The organism is Emticicia sp. 17c (genome assembly GCF_037153985.1).
Classification (GTDB): domain Bacteria; phylum Bacteroidota; class Bacteroidia; order Cytophagales; family Spirosomataceae; genus Emticicia.
The window spans coordinates 787,948-805,839 of sequence record NZ_JBBAYI010000002.1 but is presented as its reverse complement, the minus strand read 5'-3'; the positions used below and the strand labels follow the sequence as shown (position 1 = coordinate 805,839).

The 17,892-nt window shown below is 39.9% G+C and carries 17 protein-coding genes; 7 read left to right on the top strand and 10 right to left on the bottom strand.

The features are described from left to right. Positions 1 to 239 precede the first annotated feature (239 nt). From WAA15_RS07850 to purB, 10 genes are all read right to left on the bottom strand, one after another. The gene (locus WAA15_RS07850; protein ID WP_337042163.1) at positions 240 to 695 is read right to left on the bottom strand and encodes a hypothetical protein; all 456 of its coding nucleotides are present in this window, start codon (positions 693 to 695) and stop codon (positions 240 to 242) included. A 491-nt stretch (positions 696 to 1,186) separates the two neighbouring features. Then, positions 1,187 to 1,597, bottom strand: coding sequence for an EthD family reductase (locus WAA15_RS07845; protein ID WP_337042162.1), 411 nt, complete (start codon positions 1,595 to 1,597; stop codon positions 1,187 to 1,189). 161 nt (positions 1,598 to 1,758) lie between these two features. Beyond that, complete coding sequence (locus WAA15_RS07840) at positions 1,759 to 2,541, bottom strand: polysaccharide deacetylase family protein (protein WP_337042161.1); 783 nt, start codon at positions 2,539 to 2,541, stop codon at positions 1,759 to 1,761. Continuing rightward, positions 2,538 to 3,323: a glycosyltransferase family 2 protein gene (locus WAA15_RS07835; protein ID WP_337042160.1), complete on the bottom strand. Its 786-nt coding sequence runs from the start codon at positions 3,321 to 3,323 to the stop codon at positions 2,538 to 2,540. Before WAA15_RS07835 ends, WAA15_RS07840 begins: the two co-directional genes overlap by 4 nt. Before the next feature lie 221 nt (positions 3,324 to 3,544). Continuing rightward, positions 3,545 to 3,679 carry a hypothetical protein gene (locus WAA15_RS07830; RefSeq protein WP_337042159.1) on the bottom strand — a complete coding sequence of 45 codons (135 nt, stop codon included), beginning with the start codon at positions 3,677 to 3,679 and terminating at the stop codon, positions 3,545 to 3,547. A gap of 311 nt (positions 3,680 to 3,990) precedes the next feature. Further along, entirely contained in the window at positions 3,991 to 4,506 is a 516-nt protein-coding gene (locus tag WAA15_RS07825) for a hypothetical protein (RefSeq protein ID WP_337042158.1), read from the bottom strand. A gap of 133 nt (positions 4,507 to 4,639) precedes the next feature. Then, the gene (locus WAA15_RS07820) at positions 4,640 to 6,952 is read right to left on the bottom strand and encodes a DUF5916 domain-containing protein (RefSeq protein WP_337042157.1); all 2,313 of its coding nucleotides are present in this window, start codon (positions 6,950 to 6,952) and stop codon (positions 4,640 to 4,642) included. Positions 6,953 to 7,026: 74 nt separating this feature from the next. Continuing rightward, a complete protein-coding gene (locus WAA15_RS07815) occupies positions 7,027 to 7,980 on the bottom strand; it encodes a D-2-hydroxyacid dehydrogenase (RefSeq protein WP_337042156.1) in 954 nt (317 codons plus the stop codon). Between the two features lie 48 nt (positions 7,981 to 8,028). Beyond that, positions 8,029 to 10,974 (bottom strand): DEAD/DEAH box helicase, encoded by a 2,946-nt coding sequence (locus WAA15_RS07810; protein ID WP_337042171.1) that lies wholly within the window; start codon positions 10,972 to 10,974, stop codon positions 8,029 to 8,031. Between the two features lie 203 nt (positions 10,975 to 11,177). Continuing rightward, the gene (purB, locus tag WAA15_RS07805) at positions 11,178 to 12,521 is read right to left on the bottom strand and encodes an adenylosuccinate lyase (protein ID WP_337042155.1); all 1,344 of its coding nucleotides are present in this window, start codon (positions 12,519 to 12,521) and stop codon (positions 11,178 to 11,180) included. A gap of 115 nt (positions 12,522 to 12,636) precedes the next feature. Here purB and WAA15_RS07800 point away from each other — a divergent pair, with 115 nt between their 5' ends. The 7 genes from WAA15_RS07800 to WAA15_RS07770 all read left to right on the top strand — a co-directional run bounded on the left by WAA15_RS07800 (position 12,637) and on the right by WAA15_RS07770 (position 17,889). Beyond that, a complete protein-coding gene (locus tag WAA15_RS07800; protein ID WP_337042154.1) occupies positions 12,637 to 12,765 on the top strand; it encodes a hypothetical protein in 129 nt (42 codons plus the stop codon). Positions 12,766 to 12,892: 127 nt separating this feature from the next. Next, complete coding sequence (locus WAA15_RS07795) at positions 12,893 to 13,606, top strand: MIP/aquaporin family protein (protein ID WP_337042153.1); 714 nt, start codon at positions 12,893 to 12,895, stop codon at positions 13,604 to 13,606. A 144-nt stretch (positions 13,607 to 13,750) separates the two neighbouring features. Then, positions 13,751 to 14,428, top strand: coding sequence for an AlbA family DNA-binding domain-containing protein (locus tag WAA15_RS07790; protein ID WP_337042152.1), 678 nt, complete (start codon positions 13,751 to 13,753; stop codon positions 14,426 to 14,428). A 322-nt stretch (positions 14,429 to 14,750) separates the two neighbouring features. Beyond that, positions 14,751 to 15,446 (top strand): tetratricopeptide repeat protein, encoded by a 696-nt coding sequence (locus tag WAA15_RS07785; protein ID WP_337042151.1) that lies wholly within the window; start codon positions 14,751 to 14,753, stop codon positions 15,444 to 15,446. Between the two features lie 97 nt (positions 15,447 to 15,543). Further along, complete coding sequence (gene ribH, locus WAA15_RS07780; protein ID WP_337042150.1) at positions 15,544 to 16,023, top strand: 6,7-dimethyl-8-ribityllumazine synthase; 480 nt, start codon at positions 15,544 to 15,546, stop codon at positions 16,021 to 16,023. A gap of 15 nt (positions 16,024 to 16,038) precedes the next feature. After that, entirely contained in the window at positions 16,039 to 16,524 is a 486-nt protein-coding gene (locus tag WAA15_RS07775) for an SRPBCC family protein (protein WP_337042149.1), read from the top strand. A gap of 36 nt (positions 16,525 to 16,560) precedes the next feature. Beyond that, a complete protein-coding gene (locus WAA15_RS07770) occupies positions 16,561 to 17,889 on the top strand; it encodes an aspartate kinase (RefSeq protein ID WP_337042148.1) in 1,329 nt (442 codons plus the stop codon). The last annotated feature ends 3 nt before the right edge of the window (positions 17,890 to 17,892 follow it).

Sequence of the window (17,892 nt, the reverse complement as noted above, 5' to 3'; positions counted from 1 at the left end):
CCCCGCACCGCTGATGGTACTGAGTTCAAACTTGGGAGAGTAGGTAGATGCCAGGATTTTATTGTGAAAGACCTCAACAGAAATGTTGGGGTCTTTTTTTGGGCTTATACCTCAAAAAATAATATATAATACACCAAAAAACAAAATTAAATGGAAATGCTAGGGATAAAATAATATTATTGCCTTGAGTTTTATTTCATTAAGTTGTATCAGGAGAATTATATTTATTGAACTTCACTTTATCTTTTCTCGTAATAAGGGATAATCTCTTGGGTATAACACGCGATAGGCGTTTTGAATATGCCTTTCTCAAATGCTTGCCTGTGTAGTTCGGGTATTTTCTTCAATCTTTTCATCCTGAGTCTATCTACCCTCCTGAGCGTAATAAAATCATAAATGATATCAAACATCACTATTATCTCAACCTCATTACAAGAATCTTCAAGCGTAATTGTAGTTGTTTCCATGCCAACATCTCTAAGTAATATTTTTTTCACAGAAACGGGAATATCTATCTTGAAATAACCATTTAAATCTGTTTTGCCAACTTTCACTGTATCATTAATTACAATTTGCGTATATGGCATAATTTCCAAATCTTCAGTAATTACTCTGCCTGTAATAGTTTTATTTTGAGAATAAAGGCTGCTTATTGAAACAAAAGGTACGAGAAATGTAATGATTATTTTCTTCATTTTATTAGCTTTTTTGGTTTGTGGCCATGTGTATACGCATATTATGCGGGTTGAAACTGCACATAAGTTCAATCTAAAAATACTATTATTTTTCGTAAATAATAGCACTATTTATTAATAGGTGCAGTTAAGAAAGTCTATATGTTTTTTGTCCCCTTTAAAAATTTGAAAAAAATTAAGTTTTAGTTATTGCTCTGCTGTAAGTACTAAAGACTAGAGTAGACTAGCTGATGATTATTTAAAAGTAGAAATGATAAGATAACAAAAAACTAATTTCACTTTCAGCGGGTATTTGGGTCTTGAACATAATGTTTTTCGTTTAAAGTAGCATGAAAAACAGATTTTCAACAAAGCAATTGAAATAAGATAAAAGGAAGCAGAAAAGTTGGTTACGAAAAAATAAACTCATTCTGAAACCGACTTGCGCAAGTTAATTTCAGAATGAGTTATTATATTGATTTGAAATTTTAGGCCTTTTTTATGCTAAAAAACTACCTGATTACTTCACTCACCTGTACGGTAGGGATAACATTGGTATATTTCTGAAAATCGGCTCTGATAGCCTGTATGTTCGGAGCGATGGCTGCTTGATATTCGCTGATACTTTTTACATAAAAACTTCCGATTGCCATAAAAGGCAGTGGAGCGTTGGGTGTGCCGCTTGAAACACCTTTTTCAATGGTATATCGAACCAGATTAGACCCTAACAAACCCGCCACAAATGGCATGTGTTTGTTTTCGTAGTAGTCCATATCAAAAGTTTTGCCTTCAGAATACGGATAAAAAACAGATACTTTAATTAGACCTTTATCGGCAGAAGCCGATTTTTCTTCTTTTTGTTGGCTAAAAGCAGCAGAACAGGTGGCGAGCAATAACAAGATTACGAATAGGTTCTTTTTCATAGGAGTATTTTTTTAGATTATACAAATATATCCTTTTATAACATCAATAGATATATGAATTATATAAAGATTGATAATATATTTACTTACTCTATGGAAATAGAAATATAACTCAGGAAAAAACACGTAAAGCAGTGTCAGAGCCAGCTGTACGGTAAGGATTAAAAACTTATTTTTGCTTTTCCTGCCAGTTTCTTCTGAAACACGCTAAAAGAATCAGACCCTCTTATGTCTAACCTTTGTAGCTCATAATTATCTTTAAAAGAACGGTTTAACCGGTTACCTATCCTGAAAGCCATAATAACTCCCATTGACTGCATGGCCTCTTTCATTTGCTTAAGTAGTATTTTATTTTTTGGCCTTCCGCCATAAGGGTACGCAAATGCAGGTAAAAACGATAAACCACTCTGTTTAAAAAAATGAATGTTGTTTTGTAAATCGTTTGCTATTTCAGCAATTCCTGCTGTTTTGTAGTTTTGGTGTGTATGCGAATGCAGACCAAACGAAATAAGGGCAGGATTTAAAGACTTTAGTTGAGCTACATTCATTAAATCGTCGGCTTTTGTATCCCACGAGCTTGTTTTACCAATATAGCTAGTCGGTAAAAAAATTGTAGCAGGGGCGTGGTACCTTTCCAGTATGGGGTAAGCATATTTTAAATTATTCAGGTAGCCGTCGTCAAAGGTGATAAAAACAGCATTAGCAGGTAATTTTTCTTTTTCTGTAAGATGACCTATCAAGCGTTCTAAAGGAAGAATCTGATAGCCTTTTGATTGTAGAAACTGCAAGTGTTCTTCTAGTTGGAGAACACTTACAGTTAAATCATCGGTAAAATCAGGTAAAACTTTATGATACATTAAAACAGGAATACCTCTTTTGGGGGAAATCATGACAGATAACCAAACAAAAAAAGCTGCTACAATAGCAATTAAAGCATATATCATCGAAGCTCAGATTTAAAATTCCCCTGATTAATCTCGTGTAGTTTAATGTATTTGACCGTCGTGCTAACCGCTTGCCCGAAAGACCAGACGAAACCGCGGTAGCCATTCAGAAAATTTAACCTGACCAGGTATTCAATTAGAAACTTTACAGGAAACTTGGCCATTATTTTTACAATAGACACCTTTTTATCGGCTTTATGTAATTCAACGGCTCCTTTGGTAGTGTAGTTATTTATTTTGTTCAGGTAATCGCTCACATCGGCATAGCTATTATGCAAAACGTGGTTTTTCAGCTTACCCCTTTTTCCGTTCAATACAACATCTTCATGAATCTCGCGGTCGTTATAATAGCCGTGTTTCCTGTTAAATAGCCGAAGGTGAGGCATTTTGTATTCACGCCCGTAGCGCAAGGGTTTTCCCAGAAAAATTAAGGTGTTCGGAATCATGAAACCCTCATACCCGGGGTTCTGAAAGGCTTCCAGAATTTCTTCTCTTAATTCATCGCTCACAACTTCGTCCGAGTCTACAATAAAAACCCAGTCGTGTTTAGCCATCGAAACCGCATAAGATTTTTGTTTGCCAAAACTATCAAATTTTCGGTAAATAAAATTTGCCTGATACTTTCTGGCAATTTCTTCAGTTCCGTCGGTACTTCCACAGTCTAAAACGAGTAATTCGTCGGCCCAGTCAACAACAGATTTTAATACGCCATCTAATGTTCTGGTATTATTCAGGGTAAGTGTAATAATTGAAATCGGAATTTTATTAATATTCTTTTGCATATCTCTCAAGTACATTAAATTAAATATAGGTTCGTATTATTTCATGTGTGGAAATACACAGCAAACTTATCTATTCATGTAATGTATGATAGTGCGGATATAAACTCATAAGCCTGACCTTTGTCAGTAATAACAAGGCATACAAAGCCGTAGGTGGTTAAACCACCAAGCATGATGTTAATGCCTTATAGGTGCCGATAAAGACAGGAATCAATAACTGCTTAAGACTGGCAGTTAAACAATAATTGTACAGATAAACTTACGGGTTGATTGAAATACCGGTTCCGTCTGGAACGCATAGGCGGAGATAAATGCCCCTCTCGAGGAGTGGGGGTAATTAAGAGTAAATTCTTCATTTTTTGTTTAAATAATAGGTATAGTAATAATCCAGTAACAAATTTAATTAACAGAAGCTAATTCAAAAAATAAAAAAAATTAATTATTAATTAATAATAGCCAAATGCTAAAAAATCGTTAAAACAGGCACTTTAAAATAATTGAGAATACGACTGTAAGGGGATAAAAACCTCATTTAAGGGTACTGAAAATTCATGCTGGCTTTATGTTTAACGAGAATATATGCTACCCTTGAGCCGATGTTTATATTATAAAAAAAGCAGTAGTAAAAGTTACTCACTACTGCCAATGAAATGCTATTTATATGTAGTCAGACAGTGTCTGGTTCATCCTCGTAAAAATCTTCGTCAGTGTTATAAGTTCTGGGGTCTGCCTGTTGTCGGGTGTCTTCCAGTCGATTATAGTAACGGTCGTTGTCATAATACCGGCGGTTTCGGTTGTCCTCATTATAACGTCTGTCTCTGTCGTCATAATAATCTCTTCGGTCATCATAATATCTACGTTCGCGTTCACGATAGTAGTGGTCGTCACTCCAACAGTGGCAGCGGTCATTACAGTCGTATCCGCGGCGGTGATAATGACGCCAGCCTCGCCCACCTCCGATAATAATAGGTGGCGGAACAATATATACTCGTGGCCTGTAACCCCACGAAAAGCCAATAGCTGGCGGAGGTACAACAATTCTTGGAACAATTACACGTGGCACAACCCGTACATAAGGGCGGGGTGGAGCGTATCGATACCTGTATCCGCGGCGTTGGGCATTGGCTTCGGTAACGAAAATCATGCAAAACAAAATAAGAATGGCAAAGATGTTACGTTTCATAATTTCGTTCATTTTTGTTAATGATGCGTTTATACATACAATGGTTGCATAAAACGTAATTTTTAATCAAGACAAACGAAACCCTGTTTACCCCTATGCCACGCATAATTTTAGTTGAGGCGGGTAACCAAAGCTATATATTGAGCCAGTAGGTCATTTTTAAAATTAAGGCTCTGTTTTTAGGAGCCCAGGCGTTTACATAATACCTGCTGATATTCTCGGCAAAATAATTGTCGGTATATACCAGAAAAACATCGCTCACAGGGCGGAAACGCCATTGCAAACGGGAATTAATATTGATGTTGTTAGTTTGTGTATTATATTGAAAAAAAGTGCTGAAAAACAAGCTTTTTGACATCGCAAGCTCTGCTCTGGGGCCTAATAGCCAGTATTTTACGCTATTGTATGGCTGTGGTAAATCAATTCTGGTATAGTTGCAGTCAAGCGTAAGAACACCGTAGGGCTGAAAACGATACGCTATGCTGCTTTCCAATATATCGGCTTTACCATTAAAGTACTTACCGGTACTGAAATCAAAAGAGCCTGTCAGGGTGTATCGCCGGCTACTGCTGTACCCTATATTAAAGAATTTTGATTTGTAATCGCCTATGGGTAGTTCTACTACATTTTTATAGGTGTCGGGGTTGGGGTTATCGCTGGCATTGGTTGGGTCAAATGCACCAAACAAATGGGTGAAACTCCAGCTATATGCGATGTAGGCTTCATCACCAGCAGGACTATTGGCAAAAGCAAAAACATTTGACTCACTATCGAGCAGATTCCCTTTTAAATCAAACACATCTTTGCCTTCAGTTCCAACGCCATAGGCATTAATGTATTTCGCAATTTGAGCTGATTTAGGGTTTAATACGATGTTGGCGGGACGATAAATCTGCCATATACCTGTACGCGGCACAAAGCCAATATCAGCGCGGTAGTTTTCGCCAATACGCTGTACACCAAAGTTAAGGTCAATGTTGGGGTGATGGTAGCCCATAAAATGCGCGGCACTACCAGCATCTTTTTTTCCATCAGGCGAAAAAGACTCGTGGTAATAGGTCTCAACCTCAAAGCGGCTGTCTTTTGAATAATAATTAAATTCTAACCCTCCTACTCTATTGTAACGCCTGTAATTTTGTGTTTGCTGTTCGGTTAAATTGCCGAAAATATTTTCTTTATCGGTAAAAATAGCACCAATGGTTGAGCGAGTGAATATTTTGCGTTGAATAGTAGCTACCGAATAGTTAGCCGCAGGCAAATAATTATTGTTACCAAAATCGACGCGTCTGGTTTGCATATTCATGAGCCCAACGCGCCATTTGTCGTTGAGTTTACCGCTTAAACGAGCCCCTGCCAGAATAGGAACCTGTTGGTTAAGACCTGTATTGGGGTTACGGGTGATACCAATCCGGCGTGAGAAAAACGGGCGGGTATCGGGGAAACCGAAAGTGCCGAAAAGGTCGTTGTTTTCGAGGAAAAACTGCCTTCTTTCAGGAAAAAACAACTCAAAACGGCTCAGGTTGGTAACTTGTTTGTCTACCTCAACCTGAGAGAAATCAGGGTTTATTGTTAAATCAAGATTCAACGAGGGTGTAACAGCCACTTTGGCATCCAGCCCGATGCCTTTCGGATACGCCGAAGTAGCACCTAAAGGGCTAAGGTCATCTTCGTTTCTGGGGAAATCCTTCTGGGTGGCTAACGACACATAAGGAATCACAGAGATGTTGGCTCCGGGCTTGGGTGGGGTTTCGTCCCACACCATCAGGCCAGTATAAGCCAGATTACTAGGGGCAAAGTTACGAGGCACCGGACTCCAGCTTGATTGCTCGTTGCGTTTCATAACGGTTCTTGTAAAGTTTACCCGCCAAGTGTTTTCACCCTCGGTTACTTTATAACGAATAGTTTTAAAAGGAATAGCCATTTCAACTACCCAATAATCGTCGTGGTTCTTTACGTGCGAATACCACTTGTTGTCCCAGTAGTTAGAAATCTCGCCGCCGTTAAAAAGTAGCCCCTCGCGTTGTACACCGTAAGGATTCACCACAAACTGAAAAGCATTGAGGCGGTCTTTGAAGGTGTCGAGGTTCAGAATAAACACATCGCTGGTACCCGGTTCAAAGTCTCTTTTTAAAGAGGCAACCGTATAACTGTTTCTTGGCTGGTAGCAAATAGCCCCAACATAAATAAAGTTATTATCAAAAGCCACCCGAACTTCTGTTTGTAGCTTTGCAAAGGAAGAGTCGTAAGGGCGGTTCAGGAAAAAATCTTTACTGATGTCGGCGGTTTTCCATACGTCTTCGTCCAGAACGCCGTCTAGCTTAATGGGAGTCGCAGATTTTTTAATGTGGATAACGTACTTTTCTTCGTTTGAGGTTTTGTTGTCTTGTGCTAATAGTGCGCTTAATGCACATAGGCATAAACCTATGGCTGCGTATAGTTTTTTCATAAAACAGTTAATAATACGGATAATACTTTTTATACATGAGTACAGGCAAAAAAGTTGCAGTTTATCCGAAAAAATTATGATACTACGTTCTGTGGTGTGCCTTTCTGATAAGCCCTGATATTTTCGATGGTGCCTTTGAGTAAGGCTTGGCGGGCATCAACTCCTGCCCATGCAATATGTGGCGTAATAATACAGTTTTTGGCAGTCAGAAGCGGATTATCGGCTGCCGGAGGTTCGCTCGACAAAACATCAAGCCCCGCCCCTGCAATTGCAGCTGTATTGAGAGCCTCGGCCAGTTCAGCTTCATTAATTAATCCGCCGCGAGAGGTATTAATTAATATAGCCGATGGTTTCATAAGTGCTAGGGCCTGTTTATTAATAAAGCCCTGATTCTCGGCTGTCAGGGGGCAATGCAAAGTAACAAAATCACTTTTTTTCAAGAGTTTATCTACTTCACAAAGTTCTACGCCTTCCATTCCGCCACTGTTTAGGTTTCTTTTATTAGCCAGAATCTTCATGCCGAACCCTAGCCCTATGTTTGCTACTTTTTTACCAATATCGCCCAGCCCGATAATACCTAAAGTTTTACCTTCGAGTTCTGTCAGGGGTGATAAATAAAAACACCAGTCGGCCGAAGAAGGCCACGTTTGAGCAATATTATGCGCGTGTGCAGCTACTTTATTGGTAAAGCTTAATATTAACGAAAACACCAGTTGCGCTACTGAAGCAGAGCTATACCCACGAACATTAGTAACAATAATACCTTGCTCTTTGGCGGCTGCTACATCAATAATATTATAACCGGTGGCCGTAACGCCAATGTATTTCAGCTTAGGTAGCTGGCTGATAAGCTCACGGTTCAGCGGGCATTTGTTGGTCAATATCACTTCGGCATCTTTAGCGCGCTCAATAATTTGTTCTTTGGGCGTGCGGTCATAAAGTGTTACTTCGCCTAAAGTATGAAGTGCCGATAAATCAAGGTCTTCTAGGATATTAACAGTGTATGCGTCAAGATAAACAATTTTCATGGTATAAATATTTAAGCGTTAAATAGTAGGTAAAACCGGTCTGTAAACCTAAGTAAGCAAATTCAAGATGTCTTCTTTCGACAACGACTTAACGAAGGTTTCTTCGGTAGTAATCAGGTTATCGAATAGCTTTCTTTTGTTTTGTTGTAAAGCCAGAATTTTTTCTTCTACCGAATTACGGGTAATAAACTTATAAGTGAAAACGGTATTCTGTTGCCCTATTCTATGGGCGCGGTCAACGGCTTGGGCCTCAATTGCCGGATTCCACCAGGGGTCTAACAGAAAAACATATTCGGCAGCCGTAAGGTTTAAGCCTAAGCCTCCGGCCTTTAACGAAATCAGAAAAATCTTGATGTTTTTATCTGTCTGAAAAATATCGACCTGCTCTTGTCGGTTAGCCGTAGAGCCATCCAGATAGCAGTAAGGAATGTGGTGTTCGTCGAGATAATTTCTGAAAAAGGCCAGATGCTTTACAAACTGGCTGAACACCAGCACCTTGTGGTCTTCTTCGATAATGGTTTCAAGCCTTTGCAAAACCTCTTCGTCTTTACCCGAATTCCCCTCATAATTCTCATCAATCATGACCGGATGATTCGCCAGTTGCCGGAGTTTGGTTAAGCCTTGTAACACTACCATCTGTGATTTACCGAGGCCGTCTTGCTCTATCTGTTCCAGAATAATGTTTCTGTAATAAGATTTTGCTTCTTCGTAGGTTTTTTCCTGCTCTTCGGTCATGTCGCAGTAATGCACACTTTCTACTTTAGGGGGTAGTTCGGTAGCTACCTGCGACTTATGCCTGCGTAGCATAAAAGGCTTGATGAGGTTATATAGATGACGTATCTGTTTTTCGTCCTGATGTTTTTCAATCGGAATCTGGTATTCGTTTCTAAAAAAACTCTGTGTACCCAGTAAACCTGGGTTAATGAAGGTCATCTGAGTCCATAAGTCCATGGTGCTGTTTTCCAGCGGCGTACCCGTCAGTATCAAACGATTTGCACTATTAAGTTGCATAACCGCTCTGGAAATATGCGATGTCGGGTTTTTAATAGACTGCGACTCATCCAGAATAACATAATTGAAACGGTAATCTTTAATGAAATCAATATCGAGCCTGACAATACCGTACGAAGTCAGAATTAAATCATAGTTATTAAATTGCTCGGTGTTTTTTTCCCGATAGGTACCTGTATAAACAAAGGCTTTCAGATCTGGGGTAAACTTCTCGATTTCTTTCAGCCAGTTGTACACCAGCGAGGTAGGCATAATTAACAAGCTAGGGTTTTGCGCCAGTCCGGTTTCTTTCTGAGATTGTAAAAAGGCGAGCGTCTGAATGGTTTTACCCAAACCCATGTCATCGGCGAGGCATCCGCCAAATTTGTATTCCGACAAAAACCTCAGCCAGTCGTAGCCTGCTTTCTGGTAAGGCCGTAAGGTTGCCAGTAAACCTTTGGGCGATTCGTACTGGTTAATTTTCTCAAAATCGCGGAGTCTTTCTAGTTTTCTGGTCATTACCGAATGCGCCAGCCCCTCGTCGGTCAAGTCCTGTACCAGAACCAGATGGTGCTTTTTCAGAATAATATCATCTTCGTCGGTTTTCTCAACAAAACTGAAAAGCTCCGAATACCTTGTAAACCATTCTTCAGGAATAACCGCAATCTGGCCATTGGGTAGAATAAACTCACGTTTATTAGCCATAATCAGGTTCCTGAGTTTCAGGAAGGGGATTTCAAATTCGCCAAAACGAACCTTTGCCTGAATATCGAACCAATCGTTTTTTTCTTCAATATTAATTTCGATAGAAGAATAACCCAAAAAATATTGTTTCTGGTTAAAACTGCCTGAATCCTGCCTTACTTCAAAATTGTTTTCTTCTAAAGCGTTAGCGTTTTTTTGCAGCCATGAAAAAGCCGGCGCTTTGGGTAACGAAACACGCCCGTGGCGGAGGTCAAGCCCCCAGCCTCTGAGCAGATTTATCTGGCTACGTTCATAAGCTAAATCTCGTTTTACTTTATGAAAAATCCAGTCAGTACCATTTTTTTCTACGTTTACGTAAGCCTCGGCCGAGAAACTATCAAACCGGAAAGTGTACGTACCGTACTGAAACGCCAGATCGAAAACTATCTTGGTGTCTTTTTCTTCTTTTTCTTCTTCCTCCTGCTCAAAAAGGCTTGCCATTGCTTTGGCGGGGCTTGTTGCCATTTCTGAGATTGTCAGGAGTGGTTTTGAAGGGTGTTTCTCGAATTTTATGTCAAAACCTTGCGCAAAAACATCAAACTGTGCTATTAACGGCGCAATAAATTTCTGATAGTAGGTGTCTTCAATATTACGAGGAATAATAATGTGGTTTTTGTTCAGAAAAGGGCGTAGCTTTTTACCATCGACGTTTTTTTCAAAATGGTAAAGTTTGTTATCGACCAGTAGCCATGCGGGGTCGTCCGATAAAATGCTGGCATTCTTAAACTGAAACTGAACGCGCTCGCCAGCACATTTAATGGTCGGAAAATAATGGGTGTTTTCTTCGTTTCTGATAAAATTAAAGAATACCCTTGCCCCTTCTTCAATCATTCTGATAGGTTTCCATGTGGGGTCGCCATCAGTACCCATAACAAAAACCTGTTTAGCCAGAAGTTTTTCCAGAATTTGTGCGCGGTGTTTTTCTATATACCCATGAATGGTTTCCTGTAAGAGTTTATCGCCTTTGTCGGAATCAAAAACTTTCAGGAAGAAATCGAGCGGGCTAATTTTTCGGGTATTGAATTTTTTCAGAACGGCTTCTTGCTGAATGGCATCAATAAGTTTTACTAATTCAAAATCGGTGGCATCTAAACGTTCTGAAAACTCTCGTATATTTTTTGAAGAAATATTCTGATTTAGTAGCGTAAGCTCGCCTTTTCCATTAAGTTGAACAATGAAGGACTCAAACAAGAACCCCAGGTATTCATGCTCAAATAATGAATAAACGATTTGAAATGGTTGTTGGGTAGATACTTTCATGTTTACAAAATATGAAGCCCTGCCAGTAGGATGTTTAGGAGAAACTTTTCTTATCTGTATCATGGCCTAGATTTTACTCCTTGTACAAACTACAAAAATGATGAGAGATTAACTGATTTGCAAGTAAACTATAATAATAAAAAATGTAGCAACACGATGACTCGTGCTGCTACGGGTAAAGGGAAGAAAGATGAGGTTGTTTCTTAAATACCTGTATAGTTGAACGGCGATATGCGACGAAGCTCGTATTTAACTTTTTCGCTTACATCAAGCGTATCGATAAACTCCTTTATTTTCTTTTCCGTGATTTTTTCGTTCGTACGGGTCAGCGATTTAAGGGCCTCATAGGGTTTCGGAAAGCCTTCTCTTCTTAAAATAGTCTGAATACCTTCTGCCACTACCGCCCAGTTTTCTTCCAGGTGGTGGTCAATGGCATCTTTGTTCAGCTCTAGTTTGTCCAGACCTTTCAGTAACGATTTAAGCGCAATAACGGTATGTGCCACAGGCACGCCCAGATTTCTTAAAACTGTTGAGTCGGTCAGGTCTCTTTGCAGACGAGAGATAGGCAACTTAGCCGAAAAATGTTCAAAAAGTGCATTTGCTACGCCTAGGTTTCCTTCGGCGTTTTCAAAATCAATGGGGTTTACTTTGTGTGGCATGGCCGATGAGCCTATTTCTCCGGCTTTGATTTTCTGTTTGAAATAACTCATCGAAACGTAAGTCCAGACATCGCGTGAGAAGTCAATCAGAATATTGTTCAGCCTTTTCAGGTTATCGCTCAATGCCGCCAGCATATCGTAGTGTTCAATCTGGGTTGTTTTCTGGCTTCTGAATAAACCTAACTGTTTATTTACGAAGTTGTTACCAAACAAAACCCAGTCTGACTGTGGATAAGCCACATGGTGGGCATTAAAGTTACCAGTGGCACCCCCAAACTTTGCCGAGTAAGGAATGGCCGTAAGAAGCTCAAGTTGTTTTTCGAGACGCTCACAAAAAACAAGGATTTCTTTGCCCAGACGCGTTGGCGAAGCGGGCTGGCCGTGTGTATGTGCCAGCAACGAAATATCCTGCCACTGTTCTGCTAAAGTATGTAGTTTTTCAAGAACCTGAGCAAAAATCGGCAATACGTTGTCGGTCATGGCCTCTTTCAGCGAAAGCGGAATAGCTGTATTGTTAATATCCTGCGAGGTAAGGCCAAAATGAATAAACTCGGCATAAGGGGCTACATCGAGCTTCTCGAATACTTCTTTAATGAAATATTCAACGGCTTTTACATCGTGGTTGGTTGTTTTTTCAATTTCCTTGATTTTAAGGGCATCTTCTTCCGAAAAGTTCTGATAAATAGCTCTTAAATCTTTGTAAAGGTTTTTCGGAAAGTTTTCTAACTGCGGTAATGGGAGTTCGACCAACGCAATAAAATATTCAATCTCAATCCGAACACGATAATGAATTAAACCAAATTCTGAAAAATATTTCGCTAGGTCTTCCACCTGACGGCGATAACGACCATCGACAGGAGAAATAGCAGAAAGAGTTGTTAAAATCATATATAGTAAATTTAAAGTGTAGCCAGTGATAGTATGGCGAAGATTTCAAAAATCACGTTTATAGCTACATCAATAGTAAGTCGATTTATGTTTTTTCTCCGAAAAAAACATTCCGTTGAAAAATAAACTGAAGCACAAAAACAGGCATGAAGCATTTGTGGCTGAGCGGGGTAACACCGCCCCCGAACGGGCATTTATATGCCAACCGAAAATTGCCAGACACACCATTGGTTTATCAGGTTAGCTTACGGTTGCCTGCGTTTTGTTTTATCAATTGCAAATTTAGTGCTTTAATGCCAATGGATTAGTTGTTCTATCAAAAAAAAAATTAAATTGCTTCACTTTTCAACCTAAACCAACAAAACCTCTCAATGCAAACTTCTAATTTTATTGGCGAGTTAATAGGCACACTCGTACTTATTCTTCTTGGCAATGGTGTAGTTGCCAACGTTTTACTAAAAGGCTCAAAAGGTGAAAATGCTGGCTGGATAGTTATTACAGCCGGCTGGGCATTTGCCGTGATGTCGGGTATTTTTGTGGCACAGAAATTCGGCAGTGAGGCCGCACAACTGAATCCGGCCGTTACGGTAGCAATGGCCGTAAAAACCGGCGACTGGTCAAATGTGGGCCCTTTTATTCTGGCACAACTCATCGGGGCCTTTTTAGGAGCAGTACTGGTATGGCTGGTTTACCTGCCTCATTGGAGCATAACCGAAGACAAAGGCGCAAAGTTAGGAATATTTGCTACGGCTCCGGCTATTCGTCATACTACGGGTAACATTCTGGCAGAAATAATAGGTACTATTGTGCTTGTGGTGGCGTCGTCGTCGTTTTATAGTACGCCCCAATCGGGTTCAGGCCCGTTGTTAGTAGGTTTTCTGGTGTGGTCAATCGGGTTGTCGCTAGGTGGCCCAACAGGCTATGCTATTAATCCGGCGCGCGACTTAGGCCCTCGTTTAGCCCATGCCATTCTGCCCATTTCTGGTAAAGGTGCTAATGACTGGAACTACGCTTGGATACCCGTTATCGGGCCTATAATAGGTGGCGTAATTGCTGCTTTTATTCTGAATGCTTTTCATGTATAAACCGAGGCGGAGGCAATAAAATAATTTATCTGGCTTTATTGATTTGATTATAAACTTTTCTTGAGTATATTCGTTTAGATAGAAACAGTTCTTACAAAACAGAAGTGTTTTATTTAATTTTAATAAACCAAAATCATTCGGGAAATGATATTGGAATATCCAACAACCCAGCAATCAAGAATTGATTTACGGGAACTCAAGGAGCTTGTTCGGCACGGCGAAAACAAGCATATAGAGTTTAAGCTCAAGACTAACCATCCAGAGAAAATTATCCGTGAAGTAGTTGCTTTCGCTAATTCTGACGGTGGGCGGCTTATTATTGGTGTCGGCGATGATAAAAGCATTAAAGGGCTTAAATTTGCCGATGAAGATGAGTTTATTCTGCGCCGCGCTATTGAACGGAATATTTACCCTGCTATTGATTACGACGTAAAACATGTAATGGTTGAAGGCGAAAGAGAAGTGCTGGTGTTTAATATTCCGAAAAGCCCCTATAAACCCCACTATGTTGACCTTGATGGCATCATAGAAAACAGAAAGGCTTATGTGCGCGTTGAAGACCGCTCGGTTCAGGCCAGCCGCGAAATGCGCGAGATTCTGAAAGGAGAACGAAAAGCCCAGAATATCAGGTTCAGGTATGGCGACAAAGAAAGAACCTTAATGAAGTATCTGGCCGATAACGAACGAATCACCGTTGATACTTATGCAAGTATTGCGAATATTCCAAGAAAAATAGCTTCACGCACATTAGTTGTACTAGTGTTGGCCAATGTTATTAAGGTGCAGCCCCACGAAGTGCAAGATTTTTTCATAGCAGCATAACAAAATATTTTACAAAGCCGGAAATACACATTCCGGCTTTATTTATGATTTAACCCTGGCTTTATTTAGTAGTAAACCCTGCCGACAAACACCACTAAAACAGTACGATTTGGGGCTAAAACCATTAATTCTGCGGCTAAACGAAAAAAAATAACAGAAATAATAAGAATTAGTATAATTTTTATCAAAGAATACAACAAGTTCGGAATCAATTTCATAACTTTGCAGTCCGAAAAAATGCGGACATTTAAAAGTATTCATAAAATTCTGGATTGCGCGATAACTATCTGATACTAAGTGTAATCAAACAAGTGGTCAAAAAATGGCGAAAAAAGAAAAAACAGGAATTGAGATTCTTGAAAGTGCAGAAACTTTAAAACAAGAGTTTGGAAAAGCAGAAAATTTCTTAAAGAAGAATCAAACATTGTTAGTCTACGTTGGTGGTGGAATTCTGGCAATTATATTAGGTATTGTTGGATATAATTACTGGACAAAATCACAAAACGACGAAGCACAGGCTGCCATGTTCAATTCGGTATATGCTTTTGAGTCAGATTCTTTGAAACAAGCATTGAACGGTACTGGTGGTAACGAAGGGCTATTGAAAATAGCTGACGAGTTCGGTGCAACCGATGCAGGTAATCTGGCAAACTTCTACTCAGGGGTAGCTTTAATGAAACAAGGTAAGTTCGACGAAGCAATTGAACACCTGAAAAACTTCAGCTCAAGCGATTTACTCGTACAAGGCCGTGCTTACGCTTTGATTGGTGATGCCTACATGGAAAAAAAGAATACCGAAGAAGCCATCACTTATTATAAAAAAGCGGCTGACTACAAACCTAACAAATTCTTTACGCCAACGTATTTAATGAAGTTAGCAACAGCTTACGAAACTATTAAAGACAACAAGTCAGCATTAGATGCCTATAACCAGATTCTGGAGAAATTCCCTGAGTCAACAGAAGTAACTAATGCGAAGAGATACAAGTCCAAACTCGAAGGCATCGTCGGCGAGTAAAATTTGGTTATACATTGAAAATAATCAAAGGGATAAGCCGAATAAGGTTTGTCCCTTTTTTAATAATAAGTCAGCCTACTTGGTAATTTAACAGAATATGTCATCAGCCAATAAAAATCTTAGTGTATTCAGTACCACAGGTTTGCCCGATGTAAGCCAGAAAAAATTTGCCATTGTTGTGGCCGAATGGAACAGCGAAGTAACCGAGGCTCTTTTTGACGGCGCATACCAGACCCTACTAGCACACGGTGCAAAAGCCGAAAACATTATCAGAGCAAATGTGCCGGGCAGTTTTGAATTAAGTTTTGGGTCGCAGGTCTATGCCCAGAAAACCGACATCGACGCCGTGATAGCCATTGGTTGTGTGATTCAAGGCGAAACAAAGCATAACGATTATATTAACCATGCCGTTGCCGGCGGATTAACACAAGTAGCGTTAAAATATAACAAGCCAGTTATTTTTGGGGTGTTAACGCCTAATAACCAGCAGCAGGCACTTGACCGCGCCGGTGGAATACACGGCAACAAAGGCGATGAAGCCGCCATTACGGCTATTAAAATGCTGGCATTACAATAAACCGGTGTTAAGCCTATGCCTCAGATAATACTCGAAACACCCATAGCTGCACCAATAGAAGTGTGTTATGATTTGGCTCTGAGTGTTGATTTGCACCAGCTTTCAACAGCGCACACACACGAACATATTGTGGCAGGGGTAAAGCAGGGTATTATGCAATTGGGTGATACCGTTACATGGCGCGCCAGACACTTTGGTATCTGGTTACAGCTAACCAGTAAAATTACAGCAGCACATAGGCCCACATACTTTGTTGACCAAATGGAGAAAGGCCCTTTTAGTGCATTAAGGCATGAGCATTACTTTACTGAAACACAACAGGGCGTTTTAATGAAAGATGTTTTCATGTTCAGGTCGCCGTTCGGAATCTTAGGAAAAATAGTAGACAGCTTAATACTCGAAAATTACCTGAAAAGGTTTTTGGCAGAAAGAAATGGGTATATAAAAGAAATAGCGGAGTCGGGTAGATGGAAAGAAATATTAAGCCATACACAAGATTAAATATTTTATTCATAGTAAAACCAGAACCACAAGAAAATGCAAGTTTGGAAATTTGGCGGTACTTCCGTAGGGAAACCGGAGCGTATGCACTCTATTCGTAATCTGATTACAGAAGATGGTCAACGTAAAATTGTTGTATTATCGGCCCTGTCCGGCACAACAAATGCTCTTATCTCTATCGGCGAATCTCTGAAAGCTAATAATGATTCCGAAGCTATTGAAAAAATAGATTCCCTATATGCGCATTATCAGGCATTTATAAAAGACCTATACAAAACTCAGGAGGGTTACAATAACGGCCAAGCCATTGTTGACAAAGAGTTTAGTTTTATACGCTCGCTGGTAAATATCAAACCTTTTACCATTAAGCAGGATAAAGAAATTGTGGCAGAAGGCGAGTTGCTTTCTACCCAGATGTTTGAGGCATATTTGCGGGAAGAAGGCGTAAGCTCTACGCTCTTGCCAGCACTTGATTTTATGCTGATTGATGCCGACAACGAACCTGTGTTGAGTTTCACGGAAGAAAAACTTTCGGCTATGCTTTCGCAGTTGTCAGACACCCAGATATTCATTACTCAAGGGTTCATTTGCAGAAACCCACGTGGCGAAGTAGATAACCTTAAACGCGGTGGCTCCGATTATACGGCTTCGTTAATCGGTGGGGCTATCAGGGCCGAAGAAATACAAATCTGGACAGACATCGACGGAATGCACAACAATGACCCCCGCATTGTGAAAAGAACTTTTCCGGTTCGTGAATTAACATTTGAAGAAGCGGCAGAATTGGCTTATTTTGGTGCCAAAATTTTACATCCAAGTACTATTACCCCAGCAAAAATGAGAGGTGTGCCTGTGCGTTTGAAAAATACCATGGAGCCTAATGCTTATGGAACGCTTATAGCTCATAAAACCACCGAGTCTGAAATTAAAGCAATTGCGGCAAAAGATGGCATTACGGCTATTTATATTCACTCAACCCGTATGCTGAACGCCTACGGATTTCTGACCAAAGTGTTTGAAATCTTTGAGAAATACAAAACGCCTGTCGATATGATTACCACTTCTGAAGTTTCAGTAGCAGTAACTATCGATAACCCCGAGCATCTGGCAGATATTAGTGCCGCTCTAAGTCAGATTGCAGATTTGGAAGAGCATGACAGAAACCAGTCTATTATTTGTATTGTAGGTGACTTTAAAGCTGACAAAGCAGGGGTTGCATTAAAAGTAATAGAAGCCATGAAGGATATTCCAATCAGAATGATTGCCTATGGCGCATCTGAACACAATATTTCTTTACTGGTTGATACAAAAGATAAAAACGCAGCCTTGAATGCACTAAACGAAGGCTTATTTAAATTTGAGTAAAAG